Genomic DNA, 14267 nt, shown 5'->3' with positions numbered 1-14267 from the left:
TGTCGGAAAGAGGGGGTAAAAAAAGGGGATGGCAGACTCCAACCGGGTGAGAAAATTGATTATTATCGGGACCACTTCCAAGCTGAATAACACAAGCTTACTTAGAAATTCGCTGCCCTGTGGGTGGCGTGCTATCTCGAATACGAAGGTTCCATTATGTCAGAACAGAGTCCCCCGCTGGTGGGCGTGATCATGGGCAGTCAATCCGACTGGGATACGATGAGGGAAGGGGCCGCGCTGCTGGAGCAGTTCGGCGTGGCGCATGAGTGCCGCGTGGTCTCGGCTCATCGAACGCCCGACTGGATGAACGAATACGCCAAGACCGCGGAGGAGCGTGGGATCGAAGTGATCATCGCGGGTGCCGGGGGTGCAGCGCATCTGCCGGGGATGGTTGCGGCGCAGACCGTACTGCCCGTACTGGGCGTGCCGGTGAAGAGCCGGGCCCTGCAGGGGCTGGATTCGCTGCTGTCGATTGTCCAGATGCCGGGAGGCGTGCCGGTAGGGACGCTGGCGATTGGAGAATCGGGGGCGAAGAACGCGGCGCTGTTGGCGATCCGGATCCTGGGTAACTCGCGGCCTGAGCTGCGGGAGAAGATGAAGGAATTCTGTCAGAATCAGACCGACAGCGTACTGGAAAATTCAGAACTATGAGTGAGCTGATTCCCCCCGGAGCGACCCTGGGCATGCTGGGCAGCGGCCAGCTGGGCCGGATGTTCGCCATCGAAGCCCGCCGACTGGGTTATAACGTGCACGTCTTTTCTCCCGAGCGCCTGACGCCGACCGGCCAGGTGGCCGATAAGGAAGTGGTCGCCGAGTATGACGATCTGGACGCGGTCGCGGAGTTCGCGAAGAACGTGGATGTGATCTCGTTTGAATTCGAGAACGTGCTATCGGTGACGACCGACGCCGCTTCGCAATATGCGCCGGTACGTCCGGGCGCGCATGTGCTGCATGTGGCCCAGAACCGAATCCGGGAAAAGTCGGACCTGCGGGACGCGGGGATTCCGGTGACGCCGTTCAAGGTGGTGAAGTCGGTGGAGGAACTGAAAGCCGCGATCGACGAACTGGGATGTCCGGCGGTGCTGAAGTCGGCGACGTCGGGTTACGACGGCAAGGGGCAAGTCAAGATCGACGCGCCTGAGGAAGCAGAGTCGGCGTGGAAGGAAGTCGGTGCAGACGAGACGATCCTGGAGGCGTTCATCGATTATACGTGCGAGCTGTCAGTGGTGGGCGTGCGCGGACTGGACGGCGAGTTCGCCTGGTATGGTCCGATGAAGAACGATCACGCGAATCACATTCTGGATATCTCGGTGTTTCCGTCGGGGCAGAGTGAGAAGGTGAATCAGGAGGCCGTGGAGATCACGCGGGCCGTCTTTGAGCGGCTGGATGTGGTGGGCGTGTTGTGCGTCGAGTTCTTTCTGACCGCAGACGAGCAGTTGATGATCAACGAGATTGCACCGCGGCCTCATAACTCGGGGCACCTGACGATTGACGGTCACGTGTCGTGTCAGTTCGAGCAGCAGGTGCGGGCGATTTGCGGACTGCCGCTGGGTTCGACTCAGTCACTGGGACCGGCGGCGATGGCGAACCTGCTGGGCGATCACTGGGAGCCGGGTCCGCCCGACTGGAATGCATTAAAACAGTTCCCCGATGTGAAAGTGCATCTGTACGGCAAACAGGAATCGAGGATTGGTCGCAAGATGGGACACCTGACGGTGCTGGGTGAGACGCCCGAGGCAGCCGTCGAACGGGTGAAGCAGGCACGGGCCGCGATCTTTCACGGTTGAAGTTGTGCGTGCGGAAGTTATTTCCCGCGGACGTTGCCCCAGAGTTCGATGTGCATCCGGCGGGTGACCTGACAGCCGAGCTGTTTCGCGATCTCTTCAATCCAGGGCATGCGTTCGGCGAGCATCTCGGCGGTGGTGCCCTGGGGCATCAGGTACACATTTTCGCGGTTGATTTCTGGGTACCGCTTTAGATAATCCTCGATCTCGCTGAGGTCTTCCCGGTGATCGACGACGAACTTGATCTGGTAGGGATGGCGTTTGATCAGTTCGTGAATGACGGTAGGCTGATCGCGGCGGGCGTCGTGACGGTGTGCCCACTCGGGGTTGTCGACAGGTGTTGAGTTCGAGAGCTTGGGACTGATCGACATCAGGTCGGCGTGGACATCGCTGAGGATGGTGCCTGCGGTTTCGATGGTGATGATCTTGCCGTCCGCGTGGAGCCTTTGGGTGAGCGATTCGATTTCGTGGCTCAGCATCGGTTCGCCGCCGGTAACGACGACGTGTTCGCAGTCGTACTGCTTGATGTGTTCCAGGATCTGATCGACGGACATTTTTTCGCCCTCGGGATTCCAGGAGGTGTACGGGGTATCGCAGAACCAGCAGCGGAGATTGCAGCCACTGGTCCGAATGAAAATCGAGGGAACCCCGATCCATTTCCCTTCGCCCTGGGGTGAGTGAAAAATTTCCGAGATCAGCAAGAGAGACGCTTCCTAAAATGAACATGGTTTGAGTATGACGTCTATCTTATCGGAAAGCGTGAGATCTTGCATTGAAATCTGCGGTCAAAGCGTGGTAACTTTAGCGAAAAATTAAGCTGAACACAGATTACAATGACACCTTCAAGCAGACAGGATTCTTCCATGCGCCACGATTCTCGCCAGACCGATCAACTCCGTCCCATCAAAGTCGAACGCCGGTATACGAAAGCGACCCCCGGCAGCATTCTGATCTCGGCGGGAGACACTGTCGTGCTCTGTACAGCGAGCCTGGATAACAGTGTGCCACCGTGGAAGAAGAACGACGAGAACCCGAGCGGCTGGGTGACCGCGGAATACAACATGCTGCCGGGCAGTACGTCACCGCGCAAACAGCGGCGGGCGGACGGACGCTCGAGCGAGATTCAGCGACTGATCGGTCGGAGTCTGCGGGCCGTGGTCGACTTCGCCGCACTGGGGCCGCGGACGATTACCGTGGACTGCGATGTGCTGCAGGCGGACGGGGGAACGCGAACGCTGAGTATCACAGGCGGTTTCCTGGCGCTGCTGGATACGGTGCTGGCGATTCCGGAAACGTGCGAACTGGCCGAGGGGGAAGTCTTTGATCCCAAGAAGGTATTCACCAACAGCGTGGCCGCGGTGAGCGTGGGCGTGGTAGAGGGCGAGCCGGTACTCGACCTGGATTACGTGGAAGACAGCACCGCTGGCGTGGATATGAACGTGGTGATGACGGGCGGCGGCGACTTCGTGGAAGTTCAGGGAACGGCGGAAGGCCTGGTGTTCAATCGGGGAATGCTGGACGCACAGCTGGAACTGGCGACGCTGGGAATTGAGCAGCTGACGGCGATTCAGCGGGAGTGCATTGGAGGCGACTGGCCTCTGTAGTGGGGACCGCGAAATGTATTTACTACCACGAAAGGCACTAAAGACACGAATTTTTATTTCTCAAGTCAGTTCAGTACAGAGGAAGAAACATGCCGTTCTGGTGGATAATTCATTATTTCTTCCGCATTTATGGAGTGATATTGGCGACAGCAGTAGGGGGACTTACGGGTGCTTACGTGTTTGCCAAAACTTCCGAAATATTCTATCGAATATTGGGAGGTACGGCAGACCGAACGGACTCCATCACCTGGTGGCAGTATTGTGGCTGGATTCTGGTAGGGGGCGTTTTTCTGAGTATGCGAATTTATCAGATTCGTAATGAACGTGTCAGTTTGCCTCGCAAAGCCGGTCACCTGCTGGTCAATTTGAAAGAAAAGCATGTTGAGAGAGAAGATGAAGTTCCCGTAGAACGAAATGAGAAAATCCATGCGAAACAGGATGATGATTTTATTCAGTATTGTACGATAGCTTTTCTCGGTGGCTTTCTGGGCTTCCTGATGGGAGTTTCGTTGTTACTGATCTGGTACTCCCTGACCTGGAGTCCGTTTTATCCGACCAGTGATCCTGATACTACTTCCATTAATCTCACAGTGGCTCTGTACCTGTTAGGAATCTCAGCCGTGTTTGGTGCAGTAGTGTATGTTGTGTCGAATGTGATTGAAGAAATGGATATGAAAAAGCGGCTTAAGAGTTATCAAGAAGAACACGAAAATCTTTGATCTCCTGGGATCTCTCCCGCGTTGGTACTGTTGAAAGCAGGGTAGAAAACACTACTCTTGCGTACCCTGCTCTTGTTTCTTGAGGGGAGAAATGCCGATGCTGTTGACGCTGGGGAAACGACTCGCACAGGGCTATGGACTGTTGCTGGCGATGGCTGCTGGGGGGCTGGTTTTTGCGAATCTGTTTGGACTGGGGGCCTTTCTGATTCAGGAAATCGGTTCTGACAATCAGCGTGCTGCCTCTCTGGAGCCGTATCGCTGGTGGATGCATTGCGGCTGGTGGGTAGGCGTAGGCCTCGTGCTGACAGGGGCGGTTACTCGGAAACGGGCGACACAAACAAAGACCGTCGGTGAGCAGACGACCGCCGCTACAGAGTCCGCAGATCTGGCGAGGCCGGAATCGGGGAAATGGAAGACCGTCGGCAAACGGAGCGGTGTGCTTTCTTCGATCGCGTTCTTTGGTTGCGCCGGTGGATTCGCGGGGCTGATGCTGGGAGGCTCTTTGCTGCTGCTCTGGTTCTCGCTCGCTTACAGTCCATTTGCACCCGCGGGCTGGGCTTCCTCTGTGAAGGTGGAACAGCGCGCAGGTTCCCTGTTACCGGAGAATAAAGAGGTCATGACGACTACGCACCCGGTGGCCCTGTATGCGTTTGGCGTGCCGATCGGACTGGGAGCGACCGCGGGGGCGATCATAGGTGGTGTGGGAGCAGCACTGGGTAAGGTCGAAGATGTGGAATGATGCGGCCTATGGATCTAACCGTTGCCAGCGGGCTTTGAGGGAGGAGATCTGGAACGCGTGGCCGGCTTCGTGTTCGATGAGGTGGAAAACGGCCCACTCGGGTGTGGTTTCGTAGGGCTGGTCATTAGCGGGAGGTCGGAGCCGGTGCCATTCGTCGGGGGTCATCTGTTGAAATCGGGAGAGTGCGATTTCGCGTGTGGTCGCGAGCCGGTGCAGGTGTTCTTGCAGAGTGACGCCGGGAACGTGACTGACTTTGCCGGCTTCATCCGCCATCGGAAAGGGGAACAGATTGTTGACCTCAGGCGGAAACTCCTGCTGCAGAAGGTCAAGATAGAGCCAGGACATTTCGACGAGGGCGATGTGATATAGGAGAGAGCCGACGGAATTTTCAGCACCGTCGGAGCCGCGCCAGTCGAGCAGCCGTTGATCGATGTTGGCTACCAGGCGGAGTGTTCGCTGGCGGACTTCAGCGAGAGCCCAGAGCCAGCGGCCGATTTCGGGGGTTTCAGCGGGGAGCGGGTTGATTTTTAGTTCGGTGGTCATGGCGAGCCTCTCTGGTCTGGGTGGAGTTTGTTTGATTCTACCACGAAAGGCGCGAAAGACACGAAACAGGTCGAGATTTGTGCCTTGAACCTGAGAATGTTCGTGGGTGTCATACAATCCTATTTAATGACTTTTTAAATTCCGAGAGACAATTTCCAGCAAAACATCAGTTTCCGGGAGAACACAATGCGGGCGTATGTGCAACAGGGACAAAAGGGGGATCCGAATTATCTGAACCTGGAGCGAATCGCGTATACGTTTTGGGAACGGGGTTACGAAGTCACCCGGTTTGATGCGCCCACATTATTTGATGGCGCCCTGGATCGAGGGTTGCTGTCTTTTCCCGATGAAACCATCATTGCGGGTGGCGTGGGAACAGTGCGTTCTGCGATCAAGCGGGCCCAGCGCCCGTTACCGGACCTGCAGGATCTGCCTGACTGTCTGAAAGAGTGGATCGGTCGCGAATTCTGGATTTCGACACTGGAAGAAGTGCGCCAACCATTCGAGAAGGAAGAGGAAACCCGGGCACTGCACGTGAAACCGCTGTGGGAACATAAACGATTTACGGGGACGGTTTTCAAGGAGTTCAAAGACCTGATTCCCTCCGCAGCGGTTGACGGCGAAATTGAGGTCCTGGTGCAGGAAGTGGTGGAATTCATTTCGGAATGGCGCGCGTATATTTTTCGCGGTGCAATCAAAACGGTTGCAAACTACCAGGGTGATCCGCTGGCTTTCCCGGACAGAACGCGGATGCAGTCTGCACTGCATGCGTTTGAGAGCTGCCCCATCGCCTGCAGCATGGACTGGGGAATCACTTCGACCGGCGAAACGTTGCTGGTGGAAGTGAATGACTGTTATGCGCTGGGTAACTACGGAGCCGACATGTATCTTTATACGGCGATGATCGAAGCCCGCTGGCGGGAAATCATGGGTCTGGAAGATAACGGAATCGGGATCAATCTCTGAACCGGGATCAACTATCGAACGAGAGTCGGTTCCGGTTTTATACTACCACGAAAGTCACTAAAAACACGAAAAGAGAGTGCATTGAATCTTAGTCGGTGTCCTCGTATGTTCCTGCAACCGGTCTGCCCCAGAAGGGGACTTTTGAATGATAGCCGGGACACCAGAAAAAATACTGGCGGACGGGGCCCGGACAGATATCACAATGTCGCATATCGACTTCCAGACTGACGATGCCCGGACAGGGGGCACAGGGATAACCGATCAGATACCAGTTGCTCTCCAGATCTGCGGGACGGCGATCCTTATAAATGCGGGCGCTGGCAGGCAACCCTTTGCTGTTGAACTTCACATAATCCTGTTGCACCTCCGTCGTGCCCCAGAACCAGGTCAGGACCCAGTAAGCAATCAGCAGCAGAAACGGGATCGTGGAGAGCTGCATCAGCCGCCGGCTGTAAGACCGTTCTGTTTTGTTTTCGGAAATCATGAATGCGGTATCCCCTGTACCGTGCCTGCAGTCTCGATTGTAACCTGTTTCAGCCGGATCGCGAGCAGAGATTGGCGAGATTTAACATATGAGTCGCCTGATCAAAGACAACGGTCTGAGCCTGTTTGTTCGAGTGAAAATCGAAGTGTCGAGGGTGGCTGCAACGCGATGCAGACCGCTTGCAGGCGAAGTTGTGCAGGCGGAATTTGATCATCCCGGGTTGCTGGTCTAAGATGCGAGAGTGCTCTCTAGAGAAACGTATTCCGCTGGGATCAATTGTTGACTCATGGATTCCGGGCAGACTGAGATAAATCATTCACAGTGACGGGAGGCTTTGATGGACTTGCAACTTACAGGAAAAACAGCTGTTGTTACCGGATCGACCGCGGGTATTGGAAAAGCCATTGCCCAGGCACTGGTCGATGAAGGGGCTACGGTAGTCGTCAATGGTCGCGATGCCGAACGCACTCAGGCCGCAGCGGAATCGATAAAGGGAGCCGGCCGGGCGATCGCGGTACATGGCGATGTTGGTTCGACGGACGGTGCTGCAGAATTTCTGGAGCGACTCAAGTCCGTTGGTGAGATCGATATCCTCGTAAATAATGCCGGCATCTTTCAGCCACAACCGTTCTTTGAGATTCCCGACGAAGAGTGGCTGCGTTTCTTTGAAGTCAACGTCATGAGCGGCGTTCGACTGAGTCGTGCTCTGGCGACCGGCATGCAGGACCGGGGCTGGGGACGGATCCTGTTTATCAGCAGCGAATCGTCTATCAGTATTCCGGCCGAGATGGTGCATTACGGCATGACCAAAACAGCACAACTCTCAGTCATGCGGGGACTGGCGAAAACGCTGAAAGGGACAGGGGTGAATGTCAACGCCGTTCTACCCGGCCCGACCTGGACGGACGGCGTCGCGGATTTCGTCGCGCAACTGGCAGAGGACGAAGGGATTTCTGCTGAGGAAATGCGCAAGGAGTTCATTCCCCGGTTTCGCCCGAACTCATTGATCGAACGATTCATCGAACCGGAAGAGGTGGCCTCGATGGTCGCCTGGCTCTCATCGCCGTTGTCTTCCGTCACCACCGGAGCAGCGCTCCGCGTCGAAGGGGGACTGGTAGATGATCTGGGCTAAACGCTCACTATCAACGTGTGATCCTGACTGAAGAGAGCGAACTTGATTTCTGTTTCGATTCCGAAGAACATGACATGATATTCATCACCCGAGATCCCATCGTCCCTGGAGAGGAGCCTGAAATATGAAAGCCGTTGGTTTGACCCGTTATCTGCCGATTGAGGATCCCGCATCATTAATGGATGTTGAGTTGGATCAACCGAAGCCAGGCAGGCGGGACCTGCTGGTTGCGGTGAAAGCGATTGCTGTCAACCCGGTGGATACCAAAGTCCGGGCTCCCAAAGAGGGGGAGGAACCTGCTCCCAAAGTGCTCGGCTGGGATGCGGCGGGAGTCGTCGAGGCGGTCGGACCGGAGGTGGAACTGTTCCAGCCGGGTGATGAAGTGTTTTATGCAGGTGACATTACCCGCCCCGGATGCAATGCCGAGTACCAGTTGATCGACGAGCGAATTGTGGGTACGAAGCCGAAATCACTCGACTTTTCTCAGGCAGCAGCCATTCCCCTCACAGCGATCACCGCGTATGAATCATTCTTCGATCGGCTGGGCATTGACGTGGAAGGAGGGAATGCGGGTGAGACGATTCTGATTACCGGCGGAGCCGGGGGCGTCGGTTCGATTGGGATCCAACTCGCGAAGCTGGCAGGACTGACGGTGATCACCACCGCGTCGCGGCCGGAGTCGATCGAGTGGGTCAAGCAACTCGGGGCCGACCATGTCATCAATCATTTTGAGCCGCTGCGTCCGCAGGTGGAAACGCTGGGTTTGACGCAGATCGATCACATCGCGCTGTTCAACAATACCGACCAGCACTGGGATCAGGCCATCGACCTGCTGCGCCCACAGGGCAAGATTGTGCTACTGGTGGATAATAAGCAGCCGCTGGATCAGTCGCTGATGAAACGCAAGTCGGCAACGATGATCTGGGAGTTCATGTATACGCGATCGATGTTCCAGACGCCGGATATGATCGAGCAGCATCACCTGTTGAATCGCGTGTCAGCGTGGCTGGACTCGGGGAAACTGCAATGTACGGCGAACGAGGTCCGCTCGCCGATCAATGCAGAGAACCTGCGGTGGGCGCATCAAACCCTGGAAGCGGGGCACACGATTGGGAAGATTGTTCTGAGTGGCTGGGAGTGAACCACGAACGTGGTATTAAGTACGTTTTTGCTACCACGAAATGCACAAAAGACACGAAATTTTTTCATGAAACGGTTTCTCGTAAAGTGCTTCCCGGCGAACGTCCGATCGCTGATCTGGCTTCAGGCATTCTTTGCAGCTGTGATGTGCCTACAAATTCGCTTTGGTAATATCAGAAGCTACCCCAATTTGTTGAACTCATTTCTGTTCACAGTTTTGAGCTTGTACTCATTATGGGGCTTTCCAGTCGCATTCATTTTCCTGTTTAATAAACACGATCGTTCAACCCTGCAGCATTTTCTGGTACTCATTGCAGGAGTATTGATCTATTTTGCGTCTGTTCAGATTCTCATGGTCGCATTTACCAGATATGGACCTTAATTAAGTACCAGTCTATTGAACGAGATTTCATGGCGACTTCAATTCGTCGATGATTTCCTGTTCGCCGGGGCGGAACTCGCCGGGTGGAGTGCGGTACCAGCCGACCAAGTATGCGGAGAGGGCGAAACAGGCAACAGCGATCACGACGATGACAATTGCAGGCGCGAGAATGATCTGTCGGGCGACGAGTGGCGGGACGACGACGATCAGCAGGATCTCCAGAGGTGAGATACCAACAAAAGCGAGGCCGTAGTCCTGCAGGGTTTTGGATTTGAGTTGCGGGTCGACGATCCGCAGTAGCAGCACACCGATGCCGACGACGCCGGTCATCCAGCCGTAGGCGAAGATGCTGCGTTCGAACCAGAAGTTGTGAAACAGGTGCCGCCCCAGGAACCAGAGCATGCCAATCGCGTAGAGGAAACCGAGCAGCGACATGACGATCAGCGGGGCCATGTATTCAACGACTACGCTGATTTTGATCGAGGCGACCGCGAAGGCAATCAGGTAGTCGGAGACCGAGGAACCGATGCGGGCCATCACCTGCCGATCGACATACTTGCCGATGTGACAGAGTTCGAGTACCAGTTGTAACACCGCACTGACCAGCAGCGCCACTGCGAACAGGGGCAGAATGATTTTGGATTCGAGTACGTGTCGAAACAGGTAATCGATTCCGTGTGCACCGCCGAACGCGGTCATCACGATCGCGAAGTGCCAGGTAAGTGGATCAAGGGACATGGCACTGACAGTGCTGGTGCCCATTGAGGTCTGTTCTTCCGGAGTGAGAAAACCGGAGCGGGTGCTCTCGGGCAGTTCCTGTGCGGAAGAGACCAGGTGCGTCCAGCCCCGTCGGGTAGCGATGTTAATCAACGTCAGACCGCCGAAGATCCCGATCAGCAGACCAATCGTGGCAAACGTGAAGCCCAGGCTTTGTGCGTCATTGAAGCCACCTGCCTGCAGGGATTCGCTGACCGCGGCCGCTGTGCCGTGTCCCCCCGCGAAGCCGGCGGGCATCATCAGGGCAAAGCCGGGATTGAGATCAGGAAACATCAAAGGCAGAATATACAGACCAAACAGGAGGGCGACGCCGAACTGTCCGATGTAGGCAGCGAAATTATAGAACCAGGTATCGCCGACATCGCGGAGCATGGTTCGCAGCGTGGGACGGTGGGGCTGATGTCCGAGAAAAAGGGTTGCGAACAGAATCGCGATCAGTTCATAGGGATAACGCTCCATCGCGATCTTGCCTTCCCCGGTGAGACTGAAGGGAAGCCAGCCCAGCAGTTGCGGGCCGCCGATCAATCCGAGGAAGCCCGCCAGGATGGGTGCGGGAATCAGCAGATTCTGCAGGAGACGCAGTCGGGAACGTAAAAGATGCGAGATGACCAGCAGAACCGAGATGAGAGCGAAGTCGGCGAACATCGTGTGGTGTGGGTTTCCAGATTATTGAGCAGGATAAATTATTCAAACAGCTCCGGTCGGGCGAAGCGTTGCATGAGCATGCCGCCGGTGAGATTGTGGACGTCTTCGAAACCCGACTGCTGCAGGATCCGGGCGGCGATATAAGCCCGCATCCCGGAATGGCAGACGGTGATGATCGGCCGCGACGCATCGAGTTCACCCAGCCTACCGCGGAGTTCGTCGACGGGAATGTGCGTAATCTCGGGGAAGCGGAACGTGTCGACTTCCTGTTGGGAACGGACATCGAGAATCTGATAAGCAGAGAGGTCGGCATCGACTTCGATGATGCGGGTCAGCTCATCCAGATCGTTGCAGGCAACGAACGCCGCTATGTGGACCGGATCCTTGGCCGAACCGAAGGGCGGAGCATAACAGAGATCGACACCGGCCAGATCGCGGACGGTGCCTTTAAACTTCATCGCAGTGGCGATCACATCGATACGTTTATCGACGCCTTCACGACCGACAGACTGGGCGCCCAGAATCCGCTCTGATTCAGGATCGTAGGTCAGCTTGAGAAACAGCTGCTGGGCTCCGGGGAAATAGCCGGCGTGATGTTTGCCGACAACGATGATGGAACGATTTTTACGTTGAGTGAGTTCCGCGAACTTTTTACTGAGTCCCGTCAACGCTGCGGTGATACCAAAGACACGGACAATGGCCGTTCCCATGGGGGCAATCATCGGGTCGGCCGAGGTGCTGGCGGCATGTTGACCGGCGATACGTCCGGCGCGATTCGCGGGACCGGCGAGCGGAATGCGCTGGGGTGTTCCCAGAACGCCGTGCTGATATTCGACGGCGTCGCCGACCGCGTAAACGTCTGGATGCGATGTCTGCATGAAGTCATTCACGGCAATGCCGCCCCGTGCGCCGATTTCAATGCCTGCGGCCTGGGCCAGTTCAATCGCCGGGGAAACGCCGATTCCCAGGATGACCAGGTCTGCAGCGATCTGTGTTCCGTTACCGAGTTCGACTCCGGTGGCTGTGTTGTTTTCAGTCTGGATCGTCACGACGGCTGTTCCCAGATGCACCTTGATGTCGTGATCGATCAGTTCGTTCTGAACGAGGCGGGCCATTTCCGGATCGAGTGGAGGCAGGACCTGGGGCTGCAGTTCGACCAGATCTGTCTCCAGTTTCAGATGATGCAGCTGTTCCACCATCTCCAGTCCGATAAAGCCGGCCCCCACCACGACCGCTTTCTGGCAGCCGTGCTCCGCGATAAAGGCCTTGATGGCATCTGCGTCGTTCAGATTACGGAGTGTGAATACGTTTTCGGATTCGATGCCCGGCAAAGGGGGCGTGATCGGGGCCGCACCGGTAGAGAGAATCAGCCGATCCCAGGGCTCTTCGCTCACCTCACCCGACTCCCGATTGAGAACCGAGACGGTTTTGTTTTCGACGTTGACTGATTGTACCAGGTGCCGGGTGCGGACATCGATGTTAAAGCGGTTTCGAAACAGCTCGGGTGTCGCGACGAGCAGCTTGCTGCGTTCGGTGATTTCCTCGCCGATAAAATAGGGCAGACCACAGTTGGCGAAAGAGACGTATTCGTCTTTCTCAAACAGAATAATTTCCGCGTGTTCATCGCAGCGACGTGCCCGGGCTGCAGCACTGGCGCCCCCTGCGACTCCTCCCACGACGATGATTCTGTTTCCCTGCGACTCTGCCATTGCATCCCTTTCCGGTCATTCACTGTGTGTCATTAGATCACTGCAGCGGCATTATAGACGCCGCGGGCGGATACCTCTACTGACAGGCCATCACGATTGCGATGAAGCCCCCCACAAGCCAGAACGCACAAAGACCCACGCAGAAAAAGATCGAGCCTACGATCCAGCGGATTGAACAGGCACAGGCCAGAAACAGGGCCGGCAGGGCGGTACAGATTCCCAGTGCGTAAATGGGAAACTGAAAGACGAAGAAGCCGAGCATATCGGGAAAGTGCTGGCAGCCGTCAGTCGAGAAAGCCAGCATGAGCAGGATCATCAATCCGGTACCCGCCGCTGTGATGTAAGATGCAGTGAGCAGACAGAAGGCGAGCAGCAGACGCTTGAGCAGGCTCCAACTGCGGAGGCGTTCGTCGAATGTTTTCGGTCGTGCGGGCTCCGTTGGGGGAGAATTCGGTTCGTCGTCCACGTCGATCCTCGATGGGGTGGGAGGTCAGGCTTCCGGTTCGGCGATGAAACTCATGTGCAGTTCGGCGTGTCGACGATGCAGCAGATCCCACTCTTCGCGGGTCAGTTCCTCGAGCACGGGGCTGGGGTGACGCTGCGATTCGTTCTGCAGACGGTAAATCGCCTGCAACAGATGATCGAGCCCCGCCTGGTCTGCGACTGGATCTGGAAGGAGGACTCTGCCGGCATCCCCTTTCAATTTGAAACCGGCGGGCATGCCTTTCTTGAAAATCAGTGGTTTGAAAATCCACTTCGAAATCTTGCGTAACGGCCAGGCAGCGGTGAAGTCGAAGCCGTCCAGAGAGCCATCCATCAATCGTGCCAGATGATCATAGATCTGCCCCTGCGACCAGTTTCCCGTGGTGGGGGCACCAGCAGCATGGAGACGTTGTGCGTCGTCAGCAATTTCCTGTAACGATGCGTAGGATACGGTTCTGCGGGCTTTGGTGGGCGCAGACATGACGGGTTCTCCAAAAGCGATTTGAGTCAGCAGCGCCATTGTGAGGCGCTGAACGAAAAATCACAAGCGTCTCCCATGGAAATTCAGGTCTGTCGGGTCCAGCAATCTCCCAGACGGGGCAGCTGCGAGACATCGGGCAGATAGAAGTAAGCCTGCACTCCCGTGGAAATCAGCGGCGACTCGAGTTCAATGCTTTCCCGGGCATAGAGTTGTTCGGCAACCCCTTCGACTTCATCAAGGACTTCCAGCCCCCGTGCATCCACGCGCCACAGTTCGCCCTGAATGCGGATGCCTGTGATGTTGTCTTTAACCAGTGCGGGGTACGCGCCACAATCATAGAGTGCGTAACGGGGCGCGGTACATGCTTCGTCCAGAAACTGCTGATCAGACAGAAACGGAGCCCGACAGAACCCCCGCTTGAGAGTGCCGTAGACAAAGATCAGAGTCTGTGATTCATCATTCATGAGAGTGCCTTCCCCGGACGCAGCGGGATCTCGTTCAACCGGTGCCGACAGATCCGCATGCTCGACCGGTAGCATTGTTGGCAGGTGGGCGTCTACTGTAAAGTGGCGCCGCACATTCATTTCCTGAATTGGAAGATTTGCAGGAGGCGAGTCGCTTCGCTTCGTCCTCGATTTCACTTAAAATTGGTACCTATCAAGAGTTCGGTCACCTGCGT

The 14267-nt window shown here is 56.1% G+C and carries 17 protein-coding genes; 9 read left to right on the top strand and 8 right to left on the bottom strand.

Annotation, left to right across the window (positions count from 1 at the left end; genetic code table 11):
- The first annotated feature begins 156 nt into the window (after window positions 1–156).
- The gene (gene purE, locus HG66A1_RS03410; RefSeq protein WP_145180856.1) at window positions 157–651 is read left to right on the top strand and encodes a 5-(carboxyamino)imidazole ribonucleotide mutase; all 495 of its coding nucleotides are present in this window, start codon (window positions 157–159) and stop codon (window positions 649–651) included.
- Entirely contained in the window at window positions 648–1787 is a 1140-nt protein-coding gene (locus HG66A1_RS03405) for a 5-(carboxyamino)imidazole ribonucleotide synthase (protein WP_145180854.1), read from the top strand. The genes purE and HG66A1_RS03405 overlap by 4 nt, the downstream gene beginning before the upstream one ends.
- Window positions 1788–1804: 17 nt before the next feature.
- On the opposite strand, the gene HG66A1_RS03400 is transcribed toward HG66A1_RS03405, so the two are convergent.
- Window positions 1805–2485: a 7-carboxy-7-deazaguanine synthase QueE gene (locus tag HG66A1_RS03400; protein WP_145180852.1), complete on the bottom strand. Its 681-nt coding sequence runs from the start codon at window positions 2483–2485 to the stop codon at window positions 1805–1807.
- A 162-nt stretch (window positions 2486–2647) separates the two neighbouring features.
- Here HG66A1_RS03400 and rph point away from each other — a divergent pair, with 162 nt between their 5' ends.
- The 3 genes from rph to HG66A1_RS03385 all read left to right on the top strand — a co-directional run bounded on the left by rph (window position 2648) and on the right by HG66A1_RS03385 (window position 4846).
- Window positions 2648–3388, top strand: a complete 741-nt coding sequence (rph, locus tag HG66A1_RS03395) for a ribonuclease PH (protein WP_145180850.1) — start codon at window positions 2648–2650, stop codon at window positions 3386–3388.
- 89 nt (window positions 3389–3477) lie between these two features.
- On the top strand, window positions 3478–4107 hold the full coding sequence (locus HG66A1_RS03390; RefSeq protein ID WP_145180848.1) for a hypothetical protein: 630 nt from the start codon (window positions 3478–3480) through the stop codon (window positions 4105–4107).
- A 97-nt stretch (window positions 4108–4204) separates the two neighbouring features.
- Window positions 4205–4846, top strand: a complete 642-nt coding sequence (locus tag HG66A1_RS03385; protein ID WP_145180846.1) for a hypothetical protein — start codon at window positions 4205–4207, stop codon at window positions 4844–4846.
- Between the two features lie 6 nt (window positions 4847–4852).
- Here the strand turns inward: HG66A1_RS03385 and HG66A1_RS03380 are convergent, their stop codons facing one another.
- On the bottom strand, window positions 4853–5389 hold the full coding sequence (locus HG66A1_RS03380; RefSeq protein ID WP_145180844.1) for a DinB family protein: 537 nt from the start codon (window positions 5387–5389) through the stop codon (window positions 4853–4855).
- 186 nt (window positions 5390–5575) lie between these two features.
- Between HG66A1_RS03380 and HG66A1_RS03375 the strand changes: the two genes are divergently transcribed.
- Entirely contained in the window at window positions 5576–6355 is a 780-nt protein-coding gene (locus HG66A1_RS03375) for an ATP-grasp domain-containing protein (RefSeq protein ID WP_145180842.1), read from the top strand.
- Window positions 6356–6443: 88 nt separating this feature from the next.
- On the opposite strand, the gene HG66A1_RS03370 is transcribed toward HG66A1_RS03375, so the two are convergent.
- Window positions 6444–6839 (bottom strand): hypothetical protein, encoded by a 396-nt coding sequence (locus HG66A1_RS03370; protein ID WP_145180840.1) that lies wholly within the window; start codon window positions 6837–6839, stop codon window positions 6444–6446.
- A gap of 88 nt (window positions 6840–6927) precedes the next feature.
- On the opposite strand from HG66A1_RS03370, the gene HG66A1_RS31820 reads away from it, so the two are divergent.
- The 3 genes from HG66A1_RS31820 to HG66A1_RS03360 all read left to right on the top strand — a co-directional run bounded on the left by HG66A1_RS31820 (window position 6928) and on the right by HG66A1_RS03360 (window position 9112).
- Entirely contained in the window at window positions 6928–7071 is a 144-nt protein-coding gene (locus HG66A1_RS31820) for a hypothetical protein (protein ID WP_197996961.1), read from the top strand.
- Between the two features lie 105 nt (window positions 7072–7176).
- Complete coding sequence (locus HG66A1_RS03365) at window positions 7177–7971, top strand: SDR family NAD(P)-dependent oxidoreductase (protein WP_145180838.1); 795 nt, start codon at window positions 7177–7179, stop codon at window positions 7969–7971.
- A gap of 124 nt (window positions 7972–8095) precedes the next feature.
- Window positions 8096–9112 (top strand): zinc-binding alcohol dehydrogenase family protein, encoded by a 1017-nt coding sequence (locus HG66A1_RS03360; RefSeq protein WP_145180836.1) that lies wholly within the window; start codon window positions 8096–8098, stop codon window positions 9110–9112.
- A 408-nt stretch (window positions 9113–9520) separates the two neighbouring features.
- Here HG66A1_RS03360 and HG66A1_RS03355 read toward each other — a convergent pair whose 3' ends face one another.
- The 5 genes from HG66A1_RS03355 to HG66A1_RS03335 form a co-directional block, all read right to left on the bottom strand.
- Window positions 9521–10915, bottom strand: coding sequence for a sodium/glutamate symporter (locus HG66A1_RS03355; protein ID WP_145180834.1), 1395 nt, complete (start codon window positions 10913–10915; stop codon window positions 9521–9523).
- 38 nt (window positions 10916–10953) lie between these two features.
- Complete coding sequence (locus tag HG66A1_RS03350; RefSeq protein WP_145180832.1) at window positions 10954–12624, bottom strand: FAD-dependent oxidoreductase; 1671 nt, start codon at window positions 12622–12624, stop codon at window positions 10954–10956.
- Window positions 12625–12700: 76 nt separating this feature from the next.
- Window positions 12701–13090 carry a hypothetical protein gene (locus HG66A1_RS03345; RefSeq protein ID WP_145180830.1) on the bottom strand — a complete coding sequence of 130 codons (390 nt, stop codon included), beginning with the start codon at window positions 13088–13090 and terminating at the stop codon, window positions 12701–12703.
- Between the two features lie 24 nt (window positions 13091–13114).
- Window positions 13115–13588 (bottom strand): DUF1569 domain-containing protein, encoded by a 474-nt coding sequence (locus HG66A1_RS03340; RefSeq protein WP_197996960.1) that lies wholly within the window; start codon window positions 13586–13588, stop codon window positions 13115–13117.
- 83 nt (window positions 13589–13671) lie between these two features.
- Window positions 13672–14166, bottom strand: coding sequence for a gamma-glutamylcyclotransferase (locus HG66A1_RS03335; protein WP_197996959.1), 495 nt, complete (start codon window positions 14164–14166; stop codon window positions 13672–13674).
- Window positions 14167–14267: the final 101 nt, after the last annotated feature.

This window comes from Gimesia chilikensis (assembly GCF_007744075.1).
GTDB classification, from domain to species: domain Bacteria; phylum Planctomycetota; class Planctomycetia; order Planctomycetales; family Planctomycetaceae; genus Gimesia; species Gimesia chilikensis_A.
The sequence above is the reverse complement of the archived record's forward strand: the minus strand, read 5'-3'. Positions and strand labels throughout refer to the sequence as shown.

Excerpts from the sequence above, each read along its gene's own strand:
- HG66A1_RS03390 (WP_145180848.1), top strand. The coding sequence starts at position 3,478 with ATGCCGTTCTGGTGGATAATTCATTATTTCTTCCGCATTTATGGAGTG.
- HG66A1_RS31820 (WP_197996961.1), top strand. The coding sequence starts at position 6,928 with ATGAGTCGCCTGATCAAAGACAACGGTCTGAGCCTGTTTGTTCGAGTG.
- HG66A1_RS03375 (WP_145180842.1), top strand. The coding sequence starts at position 5,576 with ATGCGGGCGTATGTGCAACAGGGACAAAAGGGGGATCCGAATTATCTG.
- HG66A1_RS03360 (WP_145180836.1), top strand. The coding sequence starts at position 8,096 with ATGAAAGCCGTTGGTTTGACCCGTTATCTGCCGATTGAGGATCCCGCA.
- HG66A1_RS03355 (WP_145180834.1), bottom strand. The coding sequence starts at position 10,915 with ATGTTCGCCGACTTCGCTCTCATCTCGGTTCTGCTGGTCATCTCGCAT.
- HG66A1_RS03370 (WP_145180840.1), bottom strand. The coding sequence starts at position 6,839 with ATGATTTCCGAAAACAAAACAGAACGGTCTTACAGCCGGCGGCTGATG.
- HG66A1_RS03350 (WP_145180832.1), bottom strand. The coding sequence starts at position 12,624 with ATGGCAGAGTCGCAGGGAAACAGAATCATCGTCGTGGGAGGAGTCGCA.
- HG66A1_RS03380 (WP_145180844.1), bottom strand. The coding sequence starts at position 5,389 with ATGACCACCGAACTAAAAATCAACCCGCTCCCCGCTGAAACCCCCGAA.
- HG66A1_RS03365 (WP_145180838.1), top strand. The coding sequence starts at position 7,177 with ATGGACTTGCAACTTACAGGAAAAACAGCTGTTGTTACCGGATCGACC.
- HG66A1_RS03385 (WP_145180846.1), top strand. The coding sequence starts at position 4,205 with ATGCTGTTGACGCTGGGGAAACGACTCGCACAGGGCTATGGACTGTTG.
- HG66A1_RS03405 (WP_145180854.1), top strand. The coding sequence starts at position 648 with ATGAGTGAGCTGATTCCCCCCGGAGCGACCCTGGGCATGCTGGGCAGC.
- rph (WP_145180850.1), top strand. The coding sequence starts at position 2,648 with ATGCGCCACGATTCTCGCCAGACCGATCAACTCCGTCCCATCAAAGTC.
- HG66A1_RS03340 (WP_197996960.1), bottom strand. The coding sequence starts at position 13,588 with ATGTCTGCGCCCACCAAAGCCCGCAGAACCGTATCCTACGCATCGTTA.
- purE (WP_145180856.1), top strand. The coding sequence starts at position 157 with ATGTCAGAACAGAGTCCCCCGCTGGTGGGCGTGATCATGGGCAGTCAA.